27 protein-coding genes are annotated in these 24807 nt (G+C 64.2%); 7 read left to right on the forward strand and 20 right to left on the reverse strand.

The annotated features are described in order from the left end of the window. Positions 1-33 precede the first annotated feature (33 nt). The 8 genes from DKG75_RS15975 to DKG75_RS16010 form a co-directional block, all read right to left on the reverse strand. Positions 34-579: a S26 family signal peptidase gene (locus DKG75_RS15975; RefSeq protein ID WP_109922158.1), complete on the reverse strand. Its 546-nt coding sequence runs from the start codon at positions 577-579 to the stop codon at positions 34-36. Continuing rightward, positions 576-1082 carry a DUF2840 domain-containing protein gene (locus tag DKG75_RS15980; RefSeq protein ID WP_109922160.1) on the reverse strand — a complete coding sequence of 169 codons (507 nt, stop codon included), beginning with the start codon at positions 1080-1082 and terminating at the stop codon, positions 576-578. Before DKG75_RS15980 ends, DKG75_RS15975 begins: the two co-directional genes overlap by 4 nt. Continuing rightward, on the reverse strand, positions 1079-1333 hold the full coding sequence (locus DKG75_RS15985) for a hypothetical protein (protein ID WP_109922162.1): 255 nt from the start codon (positions 1331-1333) through the stop codon (positions 1079-1081). Before DKG75_RS15985 ends, DKG75_RS15980 begins: the two co-directional genes overlap by 4 nt. Further along, a complete protein-coding gene (gene parA / locus DKG75_RS15990) occupies positions 1330-1968 on the reverse strand; it encodes a ParA family partition ATPase (protein WP_109922163.1) in 639 nt (212 codons plus the stop codon). The genes DKG75_RS15985 and parA overlap by 4 nt, the downstream gene beginning before the upstream one ends. Further along, complete coding sequence (locus tag DKG75_RS15995; RefSeq protein ID WP_109922165.1) at positions 1965-2255, reverse strand: helix-turn-helix transcriptional regulator; 291 nt, start codon at positions 2253-2255, stop codon at positions 1965-1967. Before DKG75_RS15995 ends, parA begins: the two co-directional genes overlap by 4 nt. A gap of 150 nt (positions 2256-2405) precedes the next feature. Then, positions 2406-2876 carry a DUF2285 domain-containing protein gene (locus DKG75_RS16000; protein ID WP_109922167.1) on the reverse strand — a complete coding sequence of 157 codons (471 nt, stop codon included), beginning with the start codon at positions 2874-2876 and terminating at the stop codon, positions 2406-2408. A gap of 73 nt (positions 2877-2949) precedes the next feature. Next, positions 2950-3174, reverse strand: a complete 225-nt coding sequence (locus DKG75_RS16005; RefSeq protein ID WP_109922168.1) for a transcriptional regulator domain-containing protein — start codon at positions 3172-3174, stop codon at positions 2950-2952. Positions 3175-3298: 124 nt separating this feature from the next. Continuing rightward, positions 3299-3562, reverse strand: coding sequence for a DNA -binding domain-containing protein (locus tag DKG75_RS16010; protein WP_109922332.1), 264 nt, complete (start codon positions 3560-3562; stop codon positions 3299-3301). A gap of 168 nt (positions 3563-3730) precedes the next feature. On the opposite strand from DKG75_RS16010, the gene DKG75_RS16015 reads away from it, so the two are divergent. Then, positions 3731-3976: a helix-turn-helix domain-containing protein gene (locus tag DKG75_RS16015; protein WP_425319014.1), complete on the forward strand. Its 246-nt coding sequence runs from the start codon at positions 3731-3733 to the stop codon at positions 3974-3976. 145 nt (positions 3977-4121) lie between these two features. Here DKG75_RS16015 and DKG75_RS16020 read toward each other — a convergent pair whose 3' ends face one another. Together DKG75_RS16020 and DKG75_RS16030 are read right to left on the reverse strand one after the other, a co-directional pair. Next, entirely contained in the window at positions 4122-4448 is a 327-nt protein-coding gene (locus tag DKG75_RS16020) for a DUF736 domain-containing protein (protein ID WP_109922170.1), read from the reverse strand. Positions 4449-5007: 559 nt separating this feature from the next. Continuing rightward, positions 5008-5448, reverse strand: a complete 441-nt coding sequence (locus tag DKG75_RS16030) for a hypothetical protein (protein WP_109922172.1) — start codon at positions 5446-5448, stop codon at positions 5008-5010. A 226-nt stretch (positions 5449-5674) separates the two neighbouring features. On the opposite strand from DKG75_RS16030, the gene DKG75_RS16035 reads away from it, so the two are divergent. Continuing rightward, on the forward strand, positions 5675-6427 hold the full coding sequence (locus DKG75_RS16035) for a hypothetical protein (RefSeq protein WP_243746542.1): 753 nt from the start codon (positions 5675-5677) through the stop codon (positions 6425-6427). 7 nt (positions 6428-6434) lie between these two features. On the opposite strand, the gene DKG75_RS16040 is transcribed toward DKG75_RS16035, so the two are convergent. The 4 genes from DKG75_RS16040 to DKG75_RS16055 form a co-directional block, all read right to left on the reverse strand. Continuing rightward, on the reverse strand, positions 6435-7367 hold the full coding sequence (locus tag DKG75_RS16040; protein ID WP_109922173.1) for a DUF2493 domain-containing protein: 933 nt from the start codon (positions 7365-7367) through the stop codon (positions 6435-6437). A gap of 322 nt (positions 7368-7689) precedes the next feature. Next, the gene (locus tag DKG75_RS16045) at positions 7690-8733 is read right to left on the reverse strand and encodes a DUF7146 domain-containing protein (RefSeq protein WP_109922174.1); all 1044 of its coding nucleotides are present in this window, start codon (positions 8731-8733) and stop codon (positions 7690-7692) included. A gap of 69 nt (positions 8734-8802) precedes the next feature. Beyond that, positions 8803-10932, reverse strand: coding sequence for a ParB/RepB/Spo0J family partition protein (locus tag DKG75_RS16050; RefSeq protein WP_109922175.1), 2130 nt, complete (start codon positions 10930-10932; stop codon positions 8803-8805). A gap of 147 nt (positions 10933-11079) precedes the next feature. Further along, complete coding sequence (locus DKG75_RS16055; protein ID WP_109922176.1) at positions 11080-12291, reverse strand: DUF932 domain-containing protein; 1212 nt, start codon at positions 12289-12291, stop codon at positions 11080-11082. 382 nt (positions 12292-12673) lie between these two features. On the opposite strand from DKG75_RS16055, the gene DKG75_RS16060 reads away from it, so the two are divergent. Genes DKG75_RS16060 through DKG75_RS16080 form a run of 5 tightly spaced genes read left to right on the forward strand, consistent with a single transcriptional unit; the run spans position 12674 to position 19599 of the window. Beyond that, positions 12674-13486: a type IV toxin-antitoxin system AbiEi family antitoxin domain-containing protein gene (locus DKG75_RS16060; RefSeq protein ID WP_166646498.1), complete on the forward strand. Its 813-nt coding sequence runs from the start codon at positions 12674-12676 to the stop codon at positions 13484-13486. Next, entirely contained in the window at positions 13486-14514 is a 1029-nt protein-coding gene (locus DKG75_RS16065; RefSeq protein WP_109922178.1) for a nucleotidyl transferase AbiEii/AbiGii toxin family protein, read from the forward strand. Before DKG75_RS16060 ends, DKG75_RS16065 begins: the two co-directional genes overlap by 1 nt. Beyond that, positions 14511-16883 carry an EcoAI/FtnUII family type I restriction enzme subunit R gene (gene hsdR, locus DKG75_RS16070; RefSeq protein ID WP_109922179.1) on the forward strand — a complete coding sequence of 791 codons (2373 nt, stop codon included), beginning with the start codon at positions 14511-14513 and terminating at the stop codon, positions 16881-16883. Before DKG75_RS16065 ends, hsdR begins: the two co-directional genes overlap by 4 nt. A gap of 13 nt (positions 16884-16896) precedes the next feature. After that, positions 16897-18453 (forward strand): class I SAM-dependent DNA methyltransferase, encoded by a 1557-nt coding sequence (locus DKG75_RS16075; protein ID WP_109922180.1) that lies wholly within the window; start codon positions 16897-16899, stop codon positions 18451-18453. 3 nt (positions 18454-18456) lie between these two features. Further along, complete coding sequence (locus DKG75_RS16080; protein WP_109922181.1) at positions 18457-19599, forward strand: restriction endonuclease subunit S domain-containing protein; 1143 nt, start codon at positions 18457-18459, stop codon at positions 19597-19599. On the opposite strand, the gene DKG75_RS16085 is transcribed toward DKG75_RS16080, so the two are convergent. The 6 genes from DKG75_RS16085 to DKG75_RS16110 all read right to left on the reverse strand — a co-directional run bounded on the left by DKG75_RS16085 (position 19560) and on the right by DKG75_RS16110 (position 24610). Then, on the reverse strand, positions 19560-20165 hold the full coding sequence (locus tag DKG75_RS16085; RefSeq protein WP_208112085.1) for a hypothetical protein: 606 nt from the start codon (positions 20163-20165) through the stop codon (positions 19560-19562). The two genes, DKG75_RS16080 and DKG75_RS16085, sit on opposite strands and share 40 nt — an antisense overlap. A gap of 38 nt (positions 20166-20203) precedes the next feature. Beyond that, positions 20204-20707 (reverse strand): GIY-YIG nuclease family protein, encoded by a 504-nt coding sequence (locus tag DKG75_RS16090; protein WP_109922182.1) that lies wholly within the window; start codon positions 20705-20707, stop codon positions 20204-20206. Between the two features lie 18 nt (positions 20708-20725). Next, complete coding sequence (locus DKG75_RS16095) at positions 20726-21649, reverse strand: phage exclusion protein Lit family protein (protein ID WP_109922183.1); 924 nt, start codon at positions 21647-21649, stop codon at positions 20726-20728. Beyond that, entirely contained in the window at positions 21646-23046 is a 1401-nt protein-coding gene (locus DKG75_RS16100; RefSeq protein ID WP_109922184.1) for a hypothetical protein, read from the reverse strand. The genes DKG75_RS16095 and DKG75_RS16100 overlap by 4 nt, the downstream gene beginning before the upstream one ends. A 69-nt stretch (positions 23047-23115) precedes the next feature. After that, entirely contained in the window at positions 23116-24042 is a 927-nt protein-coding gene (locus DKG75_RS16105) for a hypothetical protein (RefSeq protein ID WP_024924727.1), read from the reverse strand. A gap of 13 nt (positions 24043-24055) precedes the next feature. After that, entirely contained in the window at positions 24056-24610 is a 555-nt protein-coding gene (locus tag DKG75_RS16110) for a hypothetical protein (protein WP_024924728.1), read from the reverse strand. Positions 24611-24807: the final 197 nt, after the last annotated feature.

Raw genomic sequence — 24807 nt, forward strand, 5'->3', positions numbered from 1 at the left:
TTGCTGTGCGGTGAGGTCGGATAGGCGCGTCGTTCACCGCGTCGCGGCGCGCCACTGGAAGCGGCCGCTCCCGTCTTCATCGGTCCACACGGGCGTTGCGCGACCGATGATCGAGCGGGTGGAAATCGGACCGAAGTAGCGACCGTCGAGGCTGTCCTCGACGGACCAGTTCATGAGGAAGATTTCGCCGTCGGCGATGCGCCGGCAGCCCTGCCAGACGGGCAGATCGCGACCGAGACGGTCGCGCGTCAGCGCTTCGCCCATGGCGATGCCGTCAACTGTGACGTGTTCGCCGGTGCGGCAGACCTGCTGCCCGGGAAGAGCGGCGACGCGTTTCATGAGGGGGACGCTACGCGGCACGTAGCCACGCTCGGCGAGGAACGATGCGAGCGGCTCCGGGGCGTCGACGGCGACGAGGTTCGTAACTTCGAGCTGCGGCGGCCGATCGAGTGAATAGAGTCCGATCGGGGTGCTGGCGGACGCGTTCCAGATCAGCCTGGGCGTGATGTGGACAAAGGACAGCCCACCGATCAGCATCACGGTGAAGTACGTCGTCATGACGTAGCCGAAGCGGGTCATGGCTCCACCCTTCGGCGCAGAAGGATGGCGCGATGCTGCTCGGCCGTGTAGCCGCGCGGCTCTTGGCCGGCAGCAAGACGATTGTGAACGTGTCGCCAATGATGCGGCGAGACCTCGGCGGGATTGATGCCGATCGACTCGATGGCGTCGACGATCTGCAGAACGCGTTCAACCTTCGGCCAGCCGTCCATCCTCAGCAGAATATCGCCGCCGGGGCGCACGAAGGGCAGCGTCTGATAGGGCTCGCCCGGCGAGATCGCGCGCACGATGTCGATGCGTGAGATGATCGTCCCGAAGTCATTGGCCGCCCAACGGACAAACGCGAAGACGCTATGGGGCGGGAAGCTGACGACGCGGCGGCGGCGATCGAGAATCTGTTCGTGGACGTCCTGGCCGAACCTGACCCAGTATTCGATCTTCTTCTCAATCCAAGTCAGCTCGACGTGGGTCAGACCAACCACGGTCGGCGTCGCAACGCGACGTAGGTCAGGAGCGCCATTCATGGCGTGCCTCCTTCAGTTGGGGGAAATTCGCGGGCGAGCAGTTCGCGCAGCATGTCGGCGACAGTTACACCGCGCTGGAACGCGACGATCTTGATCTGGCCGCGCATGTCGGGCGTGACGTCGATGGTGAGGCGTGCGGTGAAACTGGCGGCGTCGCCGCCGCGCGCGGGGCGCGGATCGGGGGCTTTGACCCAGCTCTCAGGATCGGCTGGGCGTGCAGTGAAGGTACGTTTGTGGGATCGGTCCGTCATGGCGCGATCCTCCCGATCTCGGTGCAAAGTGCGGTGATCTCGCGCGCGGCGGGGCTGCGTTCGTTGATCTCCGAGACGAGGCGGCCGGAGCGCGCCGCGTCGGCGAAGGTGACGCGCTGGCCGACGGTGCTGGTGAGTACCGGCGGATCGTGATCGGCGAGCGTCTCGGCCGTTTCGCGGGCAATGACCGTGCGTGCTCCACACCGATTCAGCACAAAGCGGGCGGCGAGCTGGGGGCGGTAGATACGCGCCTCGCCGAGCAGCGAGAGCATCTCCGCGGACGCCCAGCCATCGAAAGGCGATGGCTGCACGGGGATCAGCACCAGGTCGGCGGCAAGCAGCGCGGACCGCATCAAGCTAGCGACACGCGGTGGCCCGTCGATCACCACATGGTCGGCGCTTCGCGCCAGTTCCGGCGCTTCGCTATAAAGCGTATCTCGCGCCAGACCGACGACACCAAACAGGCGTCCGAGGCCTTCGCGCGCTCGCTGCTGCGACCAGTCGAGCGCCGAGCCTTGGGGATCGGCGTCGATGAGCACGACGCGCTTTCCTCGCCGAGCCCATTCGCCGGCTAGATGCAGCGCGAGCGTCGTCTTGCCGACGCCACCCTTCTGATTGAGGAGCGCGACGATCATGACGCGCCGCCGCGGCGCACGGGCATTCCCCCGGCGGGCGTCGCCTGTCGCTTCGCAGGGTGGACAACACCGTGGCCCGGATCCGACGTCGACTGCCGTGTGCCGCGATCGGCCCAAGCTTGCAGATCGTCGAGCGCATAGACAATGCGGCCACCCAGCTTGCGATAAACCGGTCCCGTGCCGTAGGTGCGGTGCTTCTCCAGCGTGCGACCAGACAGACCGAGGAAGCGCGCGGCCTCAGGTGTGCGGAGATAGCGTGGCGGGGAGTCGAGTCGCGCTGCTGACATTGGGGCCTCCGGGGCATCGGCTGCCCCGCCGGCGTGCAGTGGCGAAGCGGCGACCACGATGGCGAACCACCGGCGTCAGGGTGGATGACGGAGTGAGACCCCTGCGAGCGCGTACCCCCTCGGCGAGGTGGAGAGGAGCTGGCGCGTGGGTCAGCGGCCGGCGAGCAAGCGGAGATAGCCGCCGCGCATCATTGTCTGGGCGTCCTTGACCAGGCGGATCGTTTGCGCACGGATGGGCGACGTTTTCCATTCGGTGGCGGACTGGCCCGGCGTATCGAACAGGACGCCGGCGATTTCGCGATAAGTGGCACCTGATAATCGGCCGTCCAGGGCGCGCACCATGCGCACCAGCCGCAAGCGGTGACGCGGCGTGAGCGTGAGCGCGCGCGGTAGCGGACCGGCGGGGCGTCCGAACAGACGGCGTTGGAATCGCAGCGCCGCTTCAGCGCGGATGTGGAAGCTGTCGTCGAGCGGCAGCAGCACGGCGAGCGGTTGAGTCGGGTTGATGGCGCCGACGACTAAGTGGTGGTCACCGCCGGCGTCGGCCAGCACGATGGCGCCAGCGCCTTGCGCGTGCGGCGTCGCGTGGGCGAGGTCGAGTTGTTCGAGCCGTCGCGCCATCCGAAACACCGTCGGCGCGGCTTCAAGCAGGAGTACGCTGGCGACGAGTTCGGGTCGCCAAAAAATCGCGGTCTCATGAGGGGAGCGGTCGGGATCGATCAGGAAAGCGTAACCCCCATTGCGGGGCGGCGCTCCTATGCGAAGCGTCTGGTCCGCTCGCCAGCACGCTGCGCAAGCGGTCGTACTCGCTGCGATACTCGGGATTGCGGCGCAGAAATTCCCACGCGAAGCCTTGCCGCTCCAGCCGGTTCAGGGCGCGTTCGGTTTGTTGCAATCGCCAATCGGGCGGCTCGGCCATACGCGTCTCCTCGTTCGCGCTCAGAGTGACCCCTTGCGTGCGAAGAGTTGCCGCCGACGAGATGTGACGGAAGTCCCCGAATCTGGGCGGCGCGATGCCTCCCACAACCGAAGAGTGTCTTGCTTTAGGACACGCGGGGACGGAGGAGTTCGCGATAGCCGGTGGTCGTCATCCAGCGGGCGCGGGCGAGATGGCTTTGATGAATAACGCGAGCGCGTTCGGGGTCATCGTCGGAGTCGAATCCGAATATGATTTGCACCGCCTCACGCCAATCGGCCCCTTCCGCGTCGGCGTCGAGCAACCGGATATAGGCGGCGAGATGGCTTTCATCGTAGGCCGTGAGACGGTCGCTCTCGGGCGGACGATCCAGGAAGGCCATCGTGATCATCGGCGCGTCCATCTGTCTTGGTTAATTGATCGTATCGGCTCCGCCAAGGCACGCCAGACCAACAAGTGAAATTTCCTGATGCTTTTCACGCATCGCGGCAGCCCACTGGCGGCATCACGCGCAGGCGGCATGGCCGTGTATTATAACACGTAGCGATATAATGCACATTTGTTTCCTATCCTGCGGATGGACATTCGCAGGATCTTTGGAGCCAACGTCAGGAGGTATCGCATCGCGGCCGGTCTGAGCCAGGAGGCGGTCGCCGTGAAAATGGGTGTGGACCGCGCTTATGTGAGCGGCATGGAGCGGGGCCAGCAGAATGTCACGCTGTTGACGATGTGGCATTTGGCGGAAGCGTTGGATGTCAGGCCGGTCGATCTGCTCGACGAGACGGTAAAGAAGGGTGAGAAGTGAGTCTGCCCGAGTCGCACTTCTGATCGGCGGAAAGGCACAAAGCCGATAAACCGCCGAGGCGTAAAGCCGACATTGCACGAAGCCGAAACCGCGGATCTTAAACGACTTGCCCCGCCCGAGGATCGGGCGGGGAGTCGCGGGCCGGCTAGTCGGAGCGGCGGCCGTTGGGGCGTGACCAGATGAGGCTGTAACCCTCGCCCTCCTCGTCGTCGAAGAGGTTGGCGTAGATCGGGGCGGTGAAGCTCGGATCGTCGAGCTTGAGGCCCAGATAATCGCGGCCCTCGTTGCTGCGCTTGGACCAGGCGGCGCCGATCTCGACGCGGCCAGCGAAGACGCGGTGGCTGGGGGCGTTCTCGCCGGAGCGGTTGGCCTCGGGGACGATGCGAACGTTCTTGGCCTGGACGCTGAGGGTGACAATTTGACCGGTGAACTCGTTGGAGCCGGACTTCTTGAAGGTGCCGATGGTCGCCATGATAGTTCTCCTTGCACTCTGTTCCGAGCCCGCACCATTGCGGCCTCGATGGCGATCGACAGGCCGGAGGCGATCGACGCGGCACCTGCTCGCAGGCCGAAGCGGAGCGGAGGATGGCAGCCAGGCAACTTTCTTGTTTCGCGAGGAATGACGGCGCAGCCGGCAGGGGAAGAAAGGCGATCGGCGCCATTGCCGCATAGGCGATCGAGGCGTAGCCGACCTTCGGCCAGATCAGCCCATTGAAGAGGCCGTTTGGAGCGGTCGACCAGACAGAGACCGAGCAACGGAGAACGTGGCGACCTCGCTGCAACCGTCGAGATCACAGGAACGATTCACGCGATCGATGACCCGCTCGGCGTGCAGGCCGCGGCGCGCATCAGTCGTGAGTCGCCATTCCACGATCCAGGCCAACGTGGCGTGAGCGTTTCAGTCTCCGAAGCAATTGCCACGGAAATAAGCGCCACAATGCCGGGTCTGATCAGCGCCATAGCGATGGCAAGATATGTTCCGTTCACTCGGTCCGCTCCGGCGACTAGGCACGCTCCGCAGCTCTACGGTGTCAGCCGTGCGCGACGTTCCCGGCGGCTGGTCCGGGCGCAGCCATGGCCGTAACCCGCACGAACGCCGTGACGCCGACAGCAATCGCACCAACGACGGAAAAGACGATCTGCCAAGTGTCGGACGGCATGGTGTGCTTCACGATGCCATGGGTGGCGTGATAGCCGGCGAGCGCAGCGGGCGCGACGAAGGCGACTGCGATCGCGAACCGTAGCCACAGGGGTCGCACAAAGGCGAGCAGGAACTGGCCGATGCCGAACGTCAGTGCGGCGGTGACAAGGCCGATGACGATGGCGCCAGCCCACCCGGCGCCAGTCTGATAGGCCCATACGCCGACGGTAACGCCTGCAAAGAGCGGCAGCGCGAACACGGCGAGCGTGAACAAGAGCCAGCAGAGCGTGCCGATGGCCGCGATGCTGGCGAGGATGCCGATGAAGATCATGGCGAAGGTCTCCCGTGAGAAAATGTCTGACGGTCGCGCCTTCCACCACCACCACGGCGCAAACCAACTATAGTCTAACTTGTGCAGTCGCGGGAGCGGGAATCAGGCATGATTTCCGGTGCTATGCGTTGCCAAGCTGGTAGAGGGACGACTTCCAGTTCCCCAGCGCGGGACTCAATCCGGGGCACACCGCGCAGGGGCGATAAGGGGAGAATGGCGGTGGAGCGTGGCTGGCGGATTCTTCATACCTGACGGTAACGAGGCGCTTCGGGACGACATCCCGGCCGTGGTGGAATTAATCGAGCGCACGGCGCGGTGGGTCCATCCGGACACCTTCCGTGCCTTGCCGATTTGGGCTCCGCACACCGCGCGGGGGCGGCCGCTCTACGACGCGGGATGGACGCGCCGATACACGAATACGCGCAAGGCGACTGGCGTCACGGGCGAGAAGTTCGAAGGCAATGTTGCCGCGCTTAACGCGCTGGTCGCGGCCCTCGACGTCGCGTCGCCCAAGCCGAAGAATTGGACTGTGTGCCATATCTGGGGTTACGACGATCCGTCCTTCGCGCAACGGAGCAACGTCGTCCAGGATCCTCGCTACTTCTCCTGTGTAGCCAACATGGTGTGGCTGCCGACATCGCTGAAGGGCTTCACCGACACGCTGCCCGAGGTCAAGGCCATGCTAAGGGTTTGCGCCTTTCACCTCTACGGATGGGCTTGCGAGCATCCTTCGGTCGCCGACCAAGCCAACAAGGTGAGAGCTGGCTGGATTCAAGAAGGCTATCCGAAGAGCTGGCCGAGCCCTGATCGCCGGGGTGTACTGCCGCCAGGCACGGCTCCGTTCAGCGCGCGGATCGAGCGGGAGATCGCCAAGCGCAAGCAGAGGATCAAGGCCGACATCGCGAACGCGGCCTTTCTGCACTATCCAAAGGACGATGTGGAGGAAGTGCTGAGATTCTGGAAGATCGAATTGAGCTAGGCGGCGCTCACGCGCCGCCTTTGCCGAATTTCCAGACCGGAATGCCGAGCTTGCGAGCCTTGTCGGCGAGGTTGTCCTGAATGCCGGTGCCCGGGAAGTGCATGACGCCGATCGGCAGGATCTGCAGTAATTGATCGTTGCGTTTGAAAGGCGCTGCTTTGGCGTGTTTCGTCCAGTCGGGCTTAAAAGCGACCTGTGGCACTTTTCGATGGTCGGCCCAGCGGGCAGCGATGCGCTCGGCGCCCTTCGGCGACCCGCCATGCAGTAGCACCATGTCGGGATGCTTGGCGTGGGCCTGGTCGAGCTTGGCCCAGATGAGCCGGTGATCGTTGAAGTCGAGACCGCCAGTGAGGGCGATCTTCGGACCTGCCGGTAGCATCACTTCGGTTTCGGCACGCCGCTTGGCGGCGAGAAAATCGCGACTGTCGATCATGGCCGAGGTCATGGTGCGGTGGTTGACCATCGATCCGCTGTGCGGTCGCCAGGATGATCCGGTATCTCGCTCGAAGTGCTCGGCGGCCTGGTCGCGCATCAATTCGAAAGCGTCACGGCGTTCGATCAGCGTCTGACCCTCAGCGGTGAGCCGCTCCAGCTCGACGGACTTCACCTCGGAGCCGTCCTGTTCTCGCTGGCTCCGCCGCTGCGCCTGCTCGTTGTCGTCGAGCTCGCGCTCGATCCGGCCGGTGGCGCGGTGGAAGAGATTGACCGTCGACCAGAGCAGATCGTCGAGGTCGGGCTCGAGGCGGGTGTCCTGCAAGGTGACGATCAGCGCATCGAAGATGTCGGCGATGGCGCCGGCGACGGCGTTTCCCTCGGGCAGCGGCCTCGGGTCGAGTTCGTCCTGGAAGGGGCGGAAGCCATAAAGCTGAAGTTCGGTGAGAACGTGGTCGGTAGGCGATGAAGCGTGATGGGGCTCGAAGTCGTCGCGATCGCTCGTCATGGGATGCTCCTTCGTCGGTCTGACCGCGACCCTCGCGGCCTTCTGGCGACGAAAGCCGTCGGGCGGGCCGGGCCTGCACCCGAAGCGAAGCGCAGGGCCGAAGCGTCAGCGGAGGATGGCGAAGCCCGGTTGTTTTGCTTCGCGATGCAAAGGCCCGAAGGGCCGGCGGAAAAGAACCGGGCGCAGCCATTGCCGGGCCGGACCGTTTGACGGCCGATCGCCCTCTCGAAGGCCGGGGCGCGGTCTCTTCCGACGAGATGGGAAGCAGCCAGAGCGATCGTGTGACGGCGCGCCGCTGGCAACACTGCGGTCGCCGTCCGGACTACACCGCTTCGACCGCCATGAAGCGTGCGACATCTTCCGGGGCGAGCTGGACGCGGATGTTGGCCCAGAGTGCGACGATGCCGATCAGCCTGAGATCCTCGTTGAAGTCCCCGAGCGTCGGCGACAGGACAATTGCCTCGATGCCGGCAGCGTTCGCCCGGTCGATCAGGCTATCGCGCGCGCCGTCGCCGGCCGGATCGTCGTCGCGCACGATGTAGAGTCGGCGGAGTCTTGCCGGGAACAGGATGGCTGCGAGGTGCGCGGCCGAGAGCGCGGCGACCATCGGCATACGGGGCGCTGCCATGCGCAACGACAGGATGGTTTCGATGCCTTCGCCGGCCGCCATCACGTTGTGTGCCACGCCGAACCGGACTGCGTGGCCGAGGAGGTCGCCCATCGCTCGCCTGGGCGTGTCGATCGGCGCCTTGCCGCTGCCGTCGGGTGCAATCCAGGTGCGATGCGCGCCGGTGATCCGCCCGCCGAGATCGGTGACGGATGCGATCATCGCCGGCCAGCTCTCGGTCGGACTATGCTCGTCCGGCCGGTAATAGCATCGCGGGTGGAAGCGCAGCGATCCGGTGCCGTGCAAAGCCGTGATGCCGCGTTGGCGTATGTACGTTTCCACGATCGTGCCCGGTATCGGTTGCGACATGGCGAAGAGCCGGCGTGCCGCCTCCGGCGATCCGATCGGAGCTGGCGCCTGTCGCGGCCGTGGTTGCGGCTCAGGCTCGGGATGCGGAAGGCTAAGGAAGGTCCGGGCCTCTTTGGCGATGTCCTTGAAGTCGACCAGACCGCAGCTCTCGCGGATGACGTCGAGGAGATCGCCATGTTCGCCCGTGGCGGCATCGGTCCATTTGCCGGCCGCACCCTTGCCGCTGTCGCCGCCCTTCAGCCGGACGAACATCGAGCGGCCCGGCGTGTTGCGAGCGTCGCCGACCAGCCAGTAGCGTCCTTCACGGCGGCCGTTGGAAAGATAATGACGACAGACCGCCTCAGCCTGTCCGGCCATACGGCGCGCCAGATCGGATGCATTGTCCGACATCGTGTCCTCCGAAACGAAAAAGGGCCCGCCATCGCTGGCGGGCCCCTGGCAGTGCGGTTGGCTCCTTCGTTATTCGGCCGCGGTCGCGTGGGCTTCGAGCGCGACCGAGTCATCCTCGGCCAGTTCCTCATCTTCCACCACGGCCGTTTCGCCGCCGTCCGCCGCCATTTCTACGCTCGCTGCATCGGCGTCTGCTTCCGCGGCGTCGATGGCGTCGGTCTCAACGCCGTTCGGCACATCGCGACCGGGCGTGCGCAGCGGCTCCGGAAGCCATCCGGACTTCGCCAACAGCGTCTGGGCCTGTTCGGCCATCTCGGCTTTCTTCAGGTGCTCGATGCGGTCGCCCGCGCGCGCACCTTTCGCCTCCCGCACGGCTGCGAGGATGCGGGCCTTGGTCACCCGACCGAAATAGGTGTCGATCGTCGGGGTCCAACCGGCTGCGACCATGTCGAGATCGACGGCCTGGGCGATCCGGTCCGCATGGGCCAGCGCGCGAGGCTTGCGATTGTACGCCTCATAGATCGCGTTGACCGACAGCGAGACGCAATGAGCGAAGAGCGCCTGACGGCTGTCGCCGTCGAACGTCATAAGCCCGTCCCAAAGTTCGACCGGTTCCTTGGGCAGGGCAGCGAGCCAAGCCCGATGCCGGGCGTCGAAAGCGACAGCGAGCGTGCTGTCCGCGAGGCCCGGTGCCTGAGCGCTGAAACCGGCGCTCTTTAGATCGAGCTCCAGACAGGTGTCCTGCGCATAGCGATAGAACACCTTGAGGCACAGGGCGTGAAGCGCGGCGACGAAGGCGATGTCAGGATTCTCGCCCAGCGCGTGGCGAAGCGCGAGGGTCCGATGGGACGTCAGCTCGGTCATCAGCCGGTCGGGGATCGGCTTGATACCATCGTCTTCCTCGGGCTCATCCGCAGGAGGCTCCGTGCCTGCGGGCACGCTCGCACCGTCATGCTCGGTCCGCGCCGCGATCGTCGGCTCGTCGGCCGGATCGGTCTCGGCGTCGTTCTCCGGGGCGATCGGAAGTTCGTCCTCGGGGCGGACATAGCCGCGCTCGATGCGCAGGGCGCCCGAACCGTCGATGCTGACGAAGGCGCCAGCTCGCGCGACCTCCTCGGTATCGAAGGCCTGGGGGCGATCATCGAAGGCGGCAAGCGCCGTCTCGATCTCGCCGAGCCGCTGATCGACCTCGTCGGGCAGTTCCTCGGCTTCGGCGTAGGTCTCCTCCAGGCCGTCCATCTCGGCTTGCAACGCATCGCGCGTCGCCTGCTCATCGTCGGTGAGCGGAATCTGCTCGCCGCGCAATTGCCGCAGGCCATAGGTGTGGCCGTAGGCAAAGTCGGGCGCAATATCGATCCACTTCCAGCCCTCGGCGCGGATCGCCTCGGACTGCTCCCGCAGCTTCTCGGCCACCAGCATGTCGAGGAGACCGACATCCTGCAGCCAGCCGCCGTCGTCGCCCTGGAACAGGTCGCGCAGAATCACGCCACCCGCCTCGGTGTAGGCGTCGAGGCCGATGAATTGCGCTCGCTTGTCAGACGCCCGCACGGCGCCCTCGGTGAGCATCCGGCGGATGACATGCGGCTCCTTGGAATAGGACTGACTCAGGCGCTCGAACACCTGCTCCTGACGCTCATGATCGCCGTTGACGGTGAACGCCATGAGCTGGTCCAGCGTCATGCCGTCGTCGGCATAGACGTCGAGCAGCTTGGGCGAGACGGACGCAAGGCGGAGGCGCTGCTTGACGACCGACACGGCGACGAAGAAGGCCGCGGCGATGTCCTCCTCGGATTGGCCCTTCTCACGCAGCGCCAGAAAGGCTCGGAACTGATCGAGCGGATGCAACGGCGCGCGCTGAACGTTCTCGGCGAGACTGTCTTCCTCGGGAATGCCGTCCTCGCGCACGACGCAGGGCACGGGCGCGATCTTGGCCAAGCGCTTCTGCTTGACCAGAAGTTCGAGCGCGCGGAAGCGGCGGCCGCCGGCCGGAACCTCGAACATGCCGGTCTCGACGCCTTCGGCATCGCGAACCGGCCGCACGGTGATGCTCTGCAGGAGCGTGCGCCGGGCGATGTCCTCGGCCAGTTCGTCGATCGAGACGCCGGCCTTGATCCGGCGGACATTGGACTGGCTCAGCACCAGCTTGTTGAACGGGATGTCCCGCGATGAGGACAGGACGATCTTCTGAACTCGGGTCATGGTCATTCTCCATGGCGGGCGGCCGTGAGACTCTCTCTCGACCTCAACCCGTCACGAAGCGAGCGCAGCCCTCTTCCTCTGGGAGGCTGGGGCTGCGCGGAATCGTAAAGGCGTGGAGCCGCGGACCCGGCTCCACGCCTCCCGGAATTACCGGACGCTGGAAAGGAGCTTCGCGGCTTTGCCCTCCAGCTCCAGCCGCGCATCCTGATGCGGCTTGGCGCGGGCGAGCGCCGTGATGCCCTGGACGAAGTCGAAGATCGACTCCGGCGGCCGTCCTTCCTCCTCCAGCACGGTGGCGATGATCTTCTCGGTCTCGGGACGCGAGAAGCCGCGCTTGCGCAAGAAGCTCTCGCGATCCTCGTCCTTGCGGGCGACGATCTGCTCGCGAGCCGCCCTGATGCCCGCCAGAAACGGCGCGGGCGACGACGTGGCGAACCGTTCCAGCGCGGGCGCCGCCTGGTGCGCGAACCGATGGCTGGCGAACTTGCTGTGGCGGATCGAGATCTCCTCGAAGCCCTCGGCGCCCCAGATATTGCGATTCATGCAAACGGCGCGGAGGTAGAAGGACGCCATGCCGAGAGTCTTGGAGCCCACCTCGCTGTTCCAGCAATAGAAGCCGCGGAAGTAGAGGTCGGGGTCGCCATTGGGGAGGCGGCCGGCTTCGATCGGATGGGTGTCGTCGACCAGGAAGAGGAAGACATCGCGATCGGAGGCGTAGAGGGTGGTCGTATCCTTGGTCACCTCGACGAACGGGTTGTGCGTCATGGTCGACCAGTCGAGCAGGCCCGGCACTTTCCAGCGCGTATCGCCCGTGCCGTCGCCGGCGATCTTCATGACCGCGGCGACCAGCTCATGGTCCCAGATGCGGCCATAATCCGGGCCGGTGACGGCGCGCAGTTCGATCCGCCCGTCATCCGCCTCCAGCGTCTTCACCAGCTCGGCGCGGTGCGCGAGCAAGCCGTGCTGCATGTTGATGCCGGCAAGCGGCGCAGGGAGCTGCCGCATATACCCGGCGGGCGCGCCGACCAGGCTGCACATCTGGCCGAACGACCAGTGCGTGGGAGCGATGGGCTCCTCGCGGCCGGGTACGATCAACGCCAGGCGTTCGGCGTTATCGCGACTGGCTTCGACACGAAGTGTCCGGGTCTCAACCGTGCGGGCGGTGGCGCGGTCGGCGCGCGCGCGAACGGCGGCGTAGAGGGCGCTCAGCGACAGATAACGCTCGTCGTCGGGCCGCGAGAACCATTCGGACGACACCCGCCCGATCCGTTCGCCGCGCGAGACGTCGACTTTATAACCGGCTGAAACCGGCGGGGCGCCGAAGGCGTCTTGCTCGGTGAGGATGCTTGTCTGGGTCATGGCGGATTCTCCATGACGGGCCGGCCGGGAGCCTCTCTCTCGACCCACAACCCGTCACGGAAACCCCGTCCGCACTCTGACTCTCGGGGCGTTGCGGGGTGTCCCCGCAGCAGGGGTCGGCCGAGACCTTGGCTCGGCCGCAGGGGAAGGCCTTCCCCTCAGACTTGCGTATTCGTGGCTATGTCGAGGCCACGGGTTCGATGACGCGTAGGGTCGTTTTGTTCTTGAAAATGCGCTGGAAGGGGCATTTTATACCCTATACAGTACATTTTTAACGACTGATAGGACGGCACGGCTTTCGTCGGCAGAAAGGAGTCTGTTGACAAATATGCGTCAAAATGGCTATTTACTACCCACTTTGACGCAGAATCACAGACCAACTATGCAACCTCGCCAGCACAAAACGGCCAGTTTCCTGTCGGCTCATCCGGTGTTCACCCGGGCTGAGTTCGCGGCGGCCTTCGGCCACCCGGCGGGCGGGGCCAATGTTACGAGCCTGCTCCGGCATCATCTGCGGGCCGGCAACATCAAGCGCGTCAGTCGCGAGGTGTTTGCCGCGGTGCCGGCCCACCTGGCGGTCGAGCGAATGGTAATCGACCGCTTCGCTGCGGCGAGCAAGCTCCGCCCCGATGGCGTTCTCGGGTTTCACTCCGCGCTCGAGCTGCATGGCATGGCCTATTCCGAGTTCAACGAGGTTCAGCTCATCAGCGCCGGACGCACAGAACGCGTGGACTTGCCATTTGGCGCCTGCCGCTTCGTCACCCCGCCGAAGGCGTTGGCGGCAACAGGCAAGGCCGACTACCTGACCGCGACTATGGACCGGCAGGGCGTGACGGTCCGTGTGACGGCGGTCGAACGCACGGTCGTCGATGTTCTGCACCGGCCGGAACTCGCCGGCGGCACCGAGGAAGTCCTGAAGTCGCTGGACCTGGTGCGCTATCTCGATCCGGCGAAGGTTGCCGACTATGTCGAATTGCTGGACAACCGCTCGCTCGCCTCCGTTTCCGGCTGGTGGCTCGAGAGGCGGCGCGTCGCGCTCGGGGTCGCCGACCACGTCCTGGCGCGCCTGCGAACACGGCTTCCGCGATCAAAGCATTATGCGCTGGGCGCCGAACCCGGTCATGCGGTGCTCGTCGAGCCATGGCGCGTGCTTCTCCCAGCGCAGGCGGTCGACGCCACCTTTGAAGGCGTCTGATGGTCGCGTCCCGAGAAACACTTCAGGACATCGCGGCCGAGCGGCAGCTCCAGCCCGCAACACTGGAGCGTGTGATCCGACTGATCGACATTCTCGATGCCTTCGGCGCCGACACGCTGATCGGGTCACGGATCGCCTTGAAGGGCGGCACGGCGCTCAACGTCTTCCATTCCGATCTGGACCGCCTCTCGGTCGATATCGACGTCAACTATGTCGGCGCGATCGAGAAAGAGCAGATGGATGTGGATCGGCCGGGACTGGAGGACCGGATCGAGCGGCTGATGGAATCAAAGGGCTATGCCGCGCGGCGTGAGCCGTCCGAACACGCCGGCGGCAAATGGATCTACCGTTATGCCTCCGCGCTCGGTGGGGCGGGAACGATCGAGATCGATATCAACTATCTCTACCGCGGCCCTCTCTACGGTGTGGATCGCATGTCCTCGGCGACAATCGGATCCTACCGAGCCACGAACGTGCCGGTTCTCGACATCCATGAGATCGTCGCCGGCAAGATGGTCGCGCTCGTCACGCGACGCACGGCGCGTGATCTGTTCGATGCGCACCGGATCGTCGCCATGCCGGGTCTTGACTGGGCGAAGATCAAGGCGGGCACCTTGATGATCGGTGCGAGCGCCAAGAGCTTCGATTGGCGCACGGCCTCGCCAGACGAGATCGGATGCGAGGTCGGCGACATCACCGGCAAGCTGACTATGTGCCTGCACGACCGGTATTTCGATGCTTTTGGCGGTCCGGCGGCCTGGATCGAGAACGTCACGGCAGAGTGCCGGGAGAAGCTCACGCCGCTGTTTCAGTTCACGGCGGGGGAGAGGGCATTTCTGGACGGCGTGCTCGATCGGGGTGAGATCGATGTGTCTTCTCTGGACGTGCCGGAGAACGTGCGCGCCTCGATGGAAGCCAGTCCGGCACTGCGGTGGAAAGCACAGAACGTCAAAGCTTGGAAATCGGGCGACAAGTCGCTGGCGCCACGTACCAGACGAGCAGGGCGGCCACGTGGAGAGACTAGGTGAATACTGAAGCGGACACCTGTCGAAAATTCGTTGTTCCCCGCCTGCAGACGGCAGGTTGGGAAGGCGCGCCCCACGCAATCAACGAGCAACGGACCTTCACCGATGGTCGCGTGATCTTCATCGGTGGCAAGGCGAAGCGCGGCCGGCAAAAGCGTGCCGACTACATCCTGCGCTACCGCGCCGACTACCCGATCGCTGTCGTCGAAGCAAAGGCTGCGTATAAATCCGCCGCCGATGGCCTGCAGCAGGCCAAGGACTACGCCGAAATTCTCGGCCTGAAATTCGCTTACGCTACCAATGGCGCGGAGATTCTCGAATTCGACTTTCTCACCGGACTGGAAACCCTACGACACGATTTTCCCACGCCTGCCGAGCTGTGGGGTCGGCAACGGGCCGGTCTCGGTCTGACCGATGACGCAGCCGCCGAGCGCCTGCTCGCGCCGGGGTTCCCCGATCCCGCCAAGCCGCTGCGCTACTATCAGGAGATCGCCGTCAACCGGGCGCTTCAGGTGGTTCTGACGGGCCAGCGGCGGGCGCTCCTCACCCTCTGCACGGGCGCCGGCAAGACTGCGGTGGCATTCCAGATCGCCTGGCGGCTGTGGACCGCCGGATGGAACAAGCGCGGCGACTTCCGCAAACCCAAAATCCTATTCCTCGCCGATCGTAACATTCTCGTCGACGACCCGATGGCCAAGACCTTTGCGCCATTCGGTGACGCGCGGTTCAAGATTGAGAATGGCGAAATCAGCCACGGCCGCGACATCTATTTCGCGATCTACCAGGCTATCGCCAGCGACGAACGACGGCCGGGTTTGTATCGGGAATATGCGCCAGACTTTTTCGACCTGATCATAATCGATGAGTGCCACCGCGGCAGCGCGCGCGACGACAGTAACTGGCGAGACATTCTGAACTATTTCGAGCCGGCCTATCAGCTCGGCATGACGGCGACGCCACTGAGGGAAGACAACCGGGACACCTACAACTATTTCGGCGCGCCGCTCTACACCTACTCTCTAGCGCAAGGTATCGCGGACGGATTCCTGGCGCCCTATCGCGTGCACCGCATCGTCACGGACTATGACGCGGCGGGGTGGAGGCCGACCAAGGGCGAACTCGACCGCTTCGGGCGCGAGATTCCCGATGATGAGTATCACACCAAGGATTTCGAACGGGTCGTGGCCCTGCGAGCTCGCACCGAGGCGATCGCGCGCCACCTCACGCATTTCCTTGCGCAGACCGATCGCTTCGCGAAGACAATCGTCTTCTGCGTGGACCAGGAACATGCGAGCGAGATGCGTCGGGCGCTCGCCAATCTCAACGCCGATCTCATTGCGGGATATCCGGATTATGCCTGCCGCGTGACGGCCGACGAGGGCGACATCGGCAAGGGCAAACTCAGCCGTTTCCAGGACGTCGAGACGAAGGTCCCGGTGATTCTGACGACGTCTCAGCTTCTCACCACAGGTGTCGACGCGCCGACCTGCAAGAACGTCGTGCTGGCGCGCGTGGTCGGATCGATGACGGAGTTCAAGCAGATCATCGGCCGCGGGACCCGGCTGCGCGAAGACTACGGCAAATTGTTCTTCAACATCCTCGACTACACCGGCACCGCGACCGAAAAATTCGCCGATCCGGACTTCGACGGCGAGCCGACAACGGAGACGATCACAGAGATCGATGCCGACGGTGAGATCATCACCACCCTGGAAGAAGAAAATCCTGTGCCCGAGGCCCCGGACGACGTCGGGGCGGAACTCGAAGGTGGTCTTCCCGCCGACGAGGTGTCCGGGGAACCGCGCAAACTGTACGTCGATGGCGGCACGGTCGAAGTGGTTGCGCATCTGGTCTACGAACTCGATACGGACGGCAAACGGCTGACCTGCAAGAAACTGACGGACTGGACCGGCGAGAAGGTCCGAACGCTCTATCCGACTGCCGCAAGTTTCCGCGCCGACTGGATGCTCGCCGACAAACGCCACGCGATCGTCGAGGCGCTCGCTGAACGGGGTATCGATCTGGAGACCCTAGCTGAAGAATCCGGCCGCCCCGGGGACGATCCGTTCGATCTGCTTTGCTACCTCGCATGGAATGCGCCGCTCCGTACGCGACGTGAGCGTGCGGAACGTCTCAAGCAAGATCGCACCGATTTTTTCGAACGGTATGGCGCCGATGCGCGGATCGTATTGGAGGCGCTGCTCGAGAAGTACGCCGAGCACGGCGCCGCGCAGTTCGTCCTGCCGGGCATTTTGAAGGTGCCGCCGCTGGCCGGGTTCGGCAATCCGAGCGAAATCGCCCGCCGCTTCGGTGGTCCGGATAAGCTTCGCGACGCCGTCAACGAAATGTCCGGCCTGTTGTACGCCGCTTAAGGAAGACCCACGAATGTCCCGTGAGAAGAAGATCAATACGCCGAAAACAACGGCGCAGCGGCTCGACAGCCTCATCAAGTCCGCGCGCAATAAGATGCGCAAGGACCGCGAGCTGAAGACGGACCTCACACGGCTGCCCACCCTTACCTGGCTGATGTTCCTGAAATTCGTCGACGACATGGAACGCGTCCACGAGGATGAGGCGGTGCTCGCTGACGAACCGTACCAGCATCTGATCGATGCGCCTTATCGCTGGCGAGACTGGGCGGCCGATCCGGCGGGCATCACCGGGCCGGACCTGCTTTCGTTCATCAACGGCGAGCAGTCCGTTCGTGCGGACGGCACCCAGGGTCCGGGCCTGTTCGCTTTTCTACGAGGTCTGCGCGGCAATGGCGCTGGCCGCCAGCGGCGCGACGTGGTCTCCGCGGTGTTTCGTGACCTCCGGAATTACGCGACCAGCGGCTATGTGCTGCGGGACGTCATCAACCTGATCAACGGCATCCACTTCGACAGCACCGAGGACATTCAGACCCTCGGCCGGATGTACGAGACGTTGTTACGCGAGATGCGCGACGCCGCTGGTCAGAACGGAGAGTTCTATACGCCGCGTCCCGTCGTGCGTCTCATGGTCGAGGTGATGGATCCCAAACTTGGCGAAGTCGTGCTCGACCCCTCTTGCGGCACGGGCGGGTTTCTGGCTGCTGCCTTCGACCATATGAAGCCGCAAGCCAGCACGGTCGAGAGACGCGAAATCCTTCAGCGCAAGACTTTGCGTGGCGGCGAAGATTCCTCACTTCCGTTCCTGCTTGCGCAGATGAACCTGCTGCTGCACGGGATCGAGGCGCCCGACATCGAATTCGGCAACGCACTGCGATTCAAACTGACGGAGATTGGCGAGCGGGACCGGGTCGAAGTCATCCTGACCAATCCGCCGTTCGGCGGTGAGGAAGAAGCCGGCATCCTCGCGAATTTTCCGGATGATCGCCGGACCGCCGAAACTGCGCTGCTGTTTCTGCAGCTCATCATGCGGCGGCTCAAACGCGGTGGACTCGGACGTGCCGGCGTCGTCGTGCCGCATGGAATCCTTTTCGGCGACGGCATTGCTGCGCGGATCAAAGCCGACCTTCTCGAACAGTTCAATGTTCACACCGTCGTCCGGCTGCCCGAGGGCACCTTTGCGCCATACACAGACATTCCGACCAATATCATCTTTTTCGACACGTCCGGTCCGACGAGCGACATCTGGTACTGGGAGCAACCGCTACCGGAAGGCCGACGGAAATACTCCAAGACGCAGCCGCTGCAGTATGAGGAGTTCGCCGATTGCCGAGCTTGGTGGTCTGACCGCAAGGAAGGATCGCAGGCATGGAAGGTATTTGGCCCCGATTTGATCAAGCGCGATGAACAGGGGCGCGTCGTCACGGTCGATCTCGATCTGAGAAATCCCCACGCGAAGGCTGCGATTGATCACCGCTTGCCGGCGGAAATTGTCGATAGCGCCATTGCCAAAGAGCAGCAGGTGCTGACCGTCTTGGACGAGATCAAGGCGCTTGTGGCGGAGCGCGCGTAGTTCATGCCGAGCTTTCCGCTTATCCCATTGGGTGAACTCCTTACCTACGCACCGGACCCTCACGGGGTGGAGCCCGACGGCGAATATCCAATCGCCGGCATCTATGGATTCGGTCGCGGGATGATTCAGCGTGCGGCGGTCGCTGGACGGGAGATTGCCGCCACGCAGTTGTTTCGAATCCGGGCTGGCCAGTTCGTATATAGCCGCCTGAAATCTTTTGAAGGCGCCTATGCGATCGTTTCGCCAGAGGTTGACGGGTATTTCGTTTCGAACGAATTCCCGACGTTCGATCTGCATTGTGAACAACTCGAGCCCGGGTTCCTTGGCTGGTACTTCAAGCAGGATCGCGTCTGGCGCCAGCTGGCCTCAGACGGGAAGGGAATCGGCGCCCGCCGAGAGAGGCTGCATCCCAGGCGTCTTCTCGATCATGCAATCCCCCTTCCTCCGATCGAGCAGCAACGTCGGATCATTGCGAAGCTCGACGGCGTGGCGTTGCAACTGAAGACGATGCGGCGGGCCGCCGACGCCGCGCGCGCGGAGCTCAATGCAGCCATGGAGGCAGCTTTTCGGAGGGTGATCGGTGGCGTTTCCCGCATCGCGATCGGGGACGTCGCGCCCATACTCCGTCGACCTGTCGAGCTTGAATCGAATGGTGTTTACGCAGAACTTGGCGTTCGATCCTTCGGCAAAGGACTGTTCAAAAAGCCCGACCTAATCGGCGGCGAATTAACATGGCAAAAACTCTTCCGAATTCACTGCGGAGATATTGTCTTCAGCAATATCAAGGCGTGGGAGGGGGCTTTCGCCGTTGCGAAACCGGAGCACCACGGCAAGGTTGGTTCTCACCGTTACCTCACTTGCGTGGTTGATACTAAAAGGGCGACCCCAAACTACCTGTGGTACTTCCTCCAGAGCGAGCAAGGACTCGCCCAAGTTCAAGCCGCGTCGCCGGGCAGTGCAGATCGAAACAGGACACTCAATCAGAAGAAGCTGGCGGCTATCCGGGTCCCATTGCCATCATTGGACGCGCAGCTCTGGTTCGACGGGCTTCAACAAAAGGCCGGCGCTGTTCAGTCCGGTCAGGTTGAGGTTGCGGCTGAACTTGATCATTTGATTCCAGCGCTGATGCAGCAGGCATTCCGTTGAGCGCGCCGACGCTCGCGTTCGTGAAGCCGGGGAAAGACTGTCCCCAAAATAGTAGATCCGCTTTTGCGAGAACCGGGATCGGCGTGCCGTTCGAGCAGCCGCATCAGGACGCTGTTCGCGTGGGTGAAATTCTCGCGCTGGTCGTGAAGCCCGTAAGCACATTTGGCGCCGTGGAAGAGGTTGTTGCGCAAGCGCCAGACGATCATCAGCAGCGCGAGCATTCGGTCGCGAGGATCGTCGTTGGCGCCCTCGATCACGGCCTGGACGAGGTCGGGGTGATCCGATGGCCGAAGCGCAAGAAACGGAAAATGGTGGGTCAGCGCGCTATCGGCGAAATAGCGGTTCCGGAAATAGCCGAGTTCGGCGTCGTAGAATTCAGCCTCGAGCATTCCCGCCTGCGACCAAGCGTCCACCCTTTGGCGGATACGATCGGCGCGGGCGAAATTGCCCATGACTTGGGCTTCAAAGAGGCTCCACAGGAAGGCGAAGTCGAAGATGGCGCGGCGGTCCGCATCGGGAAGATCCCTGAGGCCAGGCGCGCGCGCCTCGAGCCACTGCTCGCTCACGCCGCGCTCCGCTGTCTCATCGTCCAGACCGCGATGGCTCAATAGTCCGGTTCTTCGCGGCGGGGATCGAGCTCCGAGAAGCCGGTCAGCGTGTCGCAGCGGATGCAGTAGTACATTTGCGATGTGTCCTGGAAATGCATGCCGCAGAGGCATCCACAAAAGGGGCAGCATTCGTCAATCTCAAGATCGGCCCATTCCCACACGCCGAGATATTCTGGAACAGCATCGCGATCATAGCCGGTGATCTGAAAGGCGTTGGCGTTCTTGGCTACAAATCCATCGCGGCCGGCGCGCATGAGAATGGGCAGGACGTCCGCCGGCTCGATGGCGAACCACTCTCCGCGGACATGAGTCGCGCCAAAATGCTGGTGCAGGTGTCGCTCAAGCTGGAAGGCGTCGGCCGTCTCGATCCACCCGAGCAGCCGCAGTTCGAGAGGGTTGCCGGTCTGGAGGTCGCGCTTGCGCGCTTCGATATTCTTCGCAACCCCGATCTTGACCGGGGTACATCCATTTTCGTCTTCGCCAAGGAAATAGACCGGCACGGCGCGCTCCCTGCGGGGTTACCGGAGCCGGTCGAGCAGGATCTCGACCATCTCCTGATTTGAGTTCGCGACGATGTCGAGCGGCCGGTTCTCCTGCCGCATGAGCGCGATCAACAGGCAGGCCGTGAACGGCCAAAAGGACGAGCCGGCCGGCAGGCTGTAGCCGCTGATCATCGCCGTCAGCCGTTCGACGATCGGCGGATATTGCCGACTGCCCCAATGCGCGTGGGTCGGCGTCATCGCATGGATGATCACGGCGGCGAGCGCTATTCCCATCGCACGCTTTTGCTGGACCTGCGCGTAGCTATGTCCGTGCGCCGTCGCGTAGGCGGCGAGGCCAGTCGTCATGAACTCGCGGGCCCAGGTGTCGCAGGCGATTTCCTCTTCGGGCAATGTCGAAGGCGCGCTGTTGTCGGCGTAGAACATGACGTGCCGGAATTCGTGCAGAAGGGCGAAGGCAAGGGCGAGTGCGACGAGATCGAAGACGGCCTTGTGCTGATCGTCTCTCAGGCCGTCGCGGTCGGCGGTCGGCTCGGGATCGTCCGCCGGCCAGGAAATGTCCGCCGTCTGCTCGGCGGCAATGAGCGATTGGGCGCTGGCGACGCGCTGCTTGTAGTCGAATTCGTATTGCCCCCGTTCGGCGTCTACGCTCAGCGCTTGGTCGAGCGGCATCCCGGTCACCGTCGCGAGCACCAGGGCGGGCGAATAGACCTCGATCGCGCGCCAGGCGCTGAAGCCGAGCAGCCAGAAGACGTCGATCGTCTTGGTGTCGAACCTGATGCGGCTGGCATCCGCATTCATTGTGACGCCCTTGGTGCTGGGGGCGACTTCGACGGCGTGGCCGTATCGGCTCCAGAGACCGCTGATCTCGTCGGCGCGTTCGGGGACAGCGCCGCGCAGGAGGTGAAGGACGATCGTGCGGTCGGCTGGGTCGGTCGTCATACGTGTTCGGTCTCCTGCGGGTTCTCGGGCTCGCCGGACAGGTGCAGATGGGTGATCGAGGCCAGAACCGAGTTCGCCCAGATGGTGCTGCACTCGATATCGCCCTCGCGCTCGAACCAATGGGTAGCGCCCGGGATGAGATCGAAGGGAATGGGGTGGGCGGCCTGCGGATTATGGAAGACCTCCAGCTCCTGGCACCAGGCTTCACCCCACGGCCAGAGGGATTGGTATTCTTCGCTACCGACCGCCAGCTCGAAGTCGATTGGTTCGAGCGCGCCCGGTGTTCGGTCAAACAGGATGCCGCGCCGGATCATCTCGAGACCGGGCGGCCGCCAGCCGGCGAGGAAGCCCATGCGGTTGAACTTGGCCAATGTGCCGGCATTGCTGAAGATGACTGCGGACAGGTGCGCGAAGTCCGGGTCGCGGAACAGGCCCGCCGGAATGCCATGTTTGCCGGTGAGGTTGGCAATCGACGTGCCGATCGCGCGGCGATGCGCGCCTTCGCCTTCGACATCGGCGCGCAGGCCATACAGATAAGAGGGGAGTGCCTCACGGCTCCACACCATCGAGCCGGACGCGTGGAAGTCCGCGATGGCGATGGCGAAGGATCGGCCCCTGACGTGGTCCATCGCGTGATAGTTACGCTGGAGCTTGCCGCGCAACGTCTTAGCGAAGCGCTCGGCAGGCGCGCCGGTCAGCCGCTCGTTTCGATCCTGCGGCGCGTGCACCCAGTCGCCGATCCCGCCCGCCCGCGGGGTTTCGGAATTGGCGGTGACGGCCTCGATCCAGCAGTCGGCGCCGCCCTTCTCGATCCGGAAGTCGGGCGAGACATGGTCCTGCCGGACGATCAGGCCCTGCTCGCGGAAGCAAGCGAGCAGATAGAGCTCGAAAAGCCGCGAGGCGAAGTTGTTGGTCTGCAGGTCGCTGACGAAATTGGCGTCCGGATTGGGAAGCGCGAGATAGCATTCGCCGACCGCCATGAGTGCGGGCAGATGGCTCACGGTGCTGGCAAGAAGCTCGAACTCGGGCGAGATGCCGCGCTCGCCTGGCTGCATCAGGGGTGGACGGCGCCGCGTGCCAGGCGAAAGCGGTTCGGGCGGATCACCGCCGCGCATGCTGATGCTGAGATGGTCGAGCGCTGTTTCAGGGGTAGAGAACGGGCCGCCTTCGTCGATGCGCACCCAGAGATGATCGACTCGCCGGCGCATGGCCAAGGTGGTGAACGCTCCGCGCTCGGGATCGAGGAGGATGCAGCCGCAGGCGCTGCCGCGGCCGACCCGGTAGGCGCTGAAGATGTGCGACTGGTCGAAGTTCGGCCCGCGCTCGAGCGACAGCGCGTAGAGCTCGAACTGCCGTTCGCTGATCGGCGCAATCAGGTGTGGGTCATCGGCGGCCATCGTCACCCTCGCGGCGTGGAGGGCGCATGATCGGCGGGTCTGACCCGTGCTGTACACGCAGCAGCGCCGTCATTGCGCCTCTGATACGGTCGCGGGCGCGAGGATGTCGTTGCTCTCCCATGCATCGCCGTGCGCGGTGGTGACGAACTCGCGATCCCAAATGCCCCAATTCGTCGGCAGGGAAACCTGCGCGAGCGGGTTATGGACATAGGTGATCGGCCGGACTTGGCGTGACAGGTTGCCGAGCCCGACGCGCGACCAGATCACCCCTGAGATGTCGGCGAAGCGCTCGTCGAGAAACGCCGTGCGCGGGATGGGATTGCGTGCGCGCTCGATCAGGGGAGCCGGGTGGAATCCTTCCTCGACGACGTCCCCGGTCGCGCGATCGATGGTGATATAGGCATCGCCGATCGGGAAGAGGGTGGTCATGATCAGTGGCAGGGGCCGCTCGGCGACATAGACCCCGAACCGGCTTGCGCTGATGGCGATGATCCGCGTGTCTTCGGGCGCGATCACGCCCAGCTGGATATAGCGGGCGATCTTTTGCGCCTTGGTCCAGAAAGCGCTCGACGTCCGCAACTGGGCCTGGCGGATGGGCGCGGCGACGAGACCGCCACCCTCGTTGAGGGGCACGGGCCGCACGATCTGGTCGGGACCCGGCGCGCCTTCGTCGGGTGTGATGGCTTCGATCCAGATGCGCCGGTCATCTTCGAGGACGCAAAGGTCAGGCTGGCCGCCCTGGCGCTGGCGATCGACGACCGGCAACAACGTGCGACCCGCCTCGAGCAAGGTGCAGCCGAGATACATCTCCCAGAAACGGCCATCGACGTCGCGGGCGAAGCCCTGCGGAAAATCAGGGTCGGCATAGGGCTCATAGATTGACCACATCGCTTCGATCCGATCGTGAAGCTGCCGCTCGAAGGGCGATTCCGCAGCCTTCAGGTTCTCGAACCCGCGATCGAGATTGTTGCCATCGACGTCGAAAAGGCGGGCCATCGTCCGGCTCCTTTCAGGCGGTGCGCAGCATCCGTTCGATCCGGACGCGGTGATAGCCGTGCGCATGCACCTGCTGCCGGAGTTGCCGGATGTCGCGGACGCCGAAGGCCACGGCCGCCTTCAGCGGGCTGGCGAAGGTCGCGTAATAGGTCCAGCGCACGTCAGCGGGCAACGGCGCGTTCTGCCGGCGGTCGGTTATCGCGACATCGCGCGGATCGCTGCTGTTGCGGAAGGCGTGGAACGTGATCCAGTCCGGCCGCCGATAGCGCGTGGCCTTGCTGAAGGGCACCGACTGCACCTTCACGTCGCTCTGGTCCAGTACCCAATCCCGCTGCTCCAGGATCTGGCGCACCATGTGGCCGACCATCTGCTTGACGCGGTCGGCCAGCACGTCCTCACGGAATTCCGCCAGGAGCTGCTCCTCGATGCCCTCGACCGCGGGCTTGCCCAGCTCCGAGGCGGTCTCCAGGCGGGCGACGCTTTCGGGCCGGGTGAGAAAGGCCCAGATGCGCTGACCGAGATCGGACGCATAGAGCGATGCGAATTTTTCGGGGCTGTAGGTCAGCATGAGTGGGCCTCCTTTACCGGGCAAATATGCCCGGTTATAACTGCCTGTCAATGCTGCTGGCGAATGCGCGCTCCGACGCTGGAATCGGGGAGGGGGGATTTGGACTTCGAAGATCTCGTCACTGCGAGCGGATTGCTTGCCATGCTCGCTCGGCATGGACGCGCACATGCTGCGCCGAAAACCGCCCAAGGATAGGG

Source organism: Zavarzinia compransoris (assembly GCF_003173055.1).
GTDB lineage: Bacteria > Pseudomonadota > Alphaproteobacteria > Zavarziniales > Zavarziniaceae > Zavarzinia > Zavarzinia compransoris.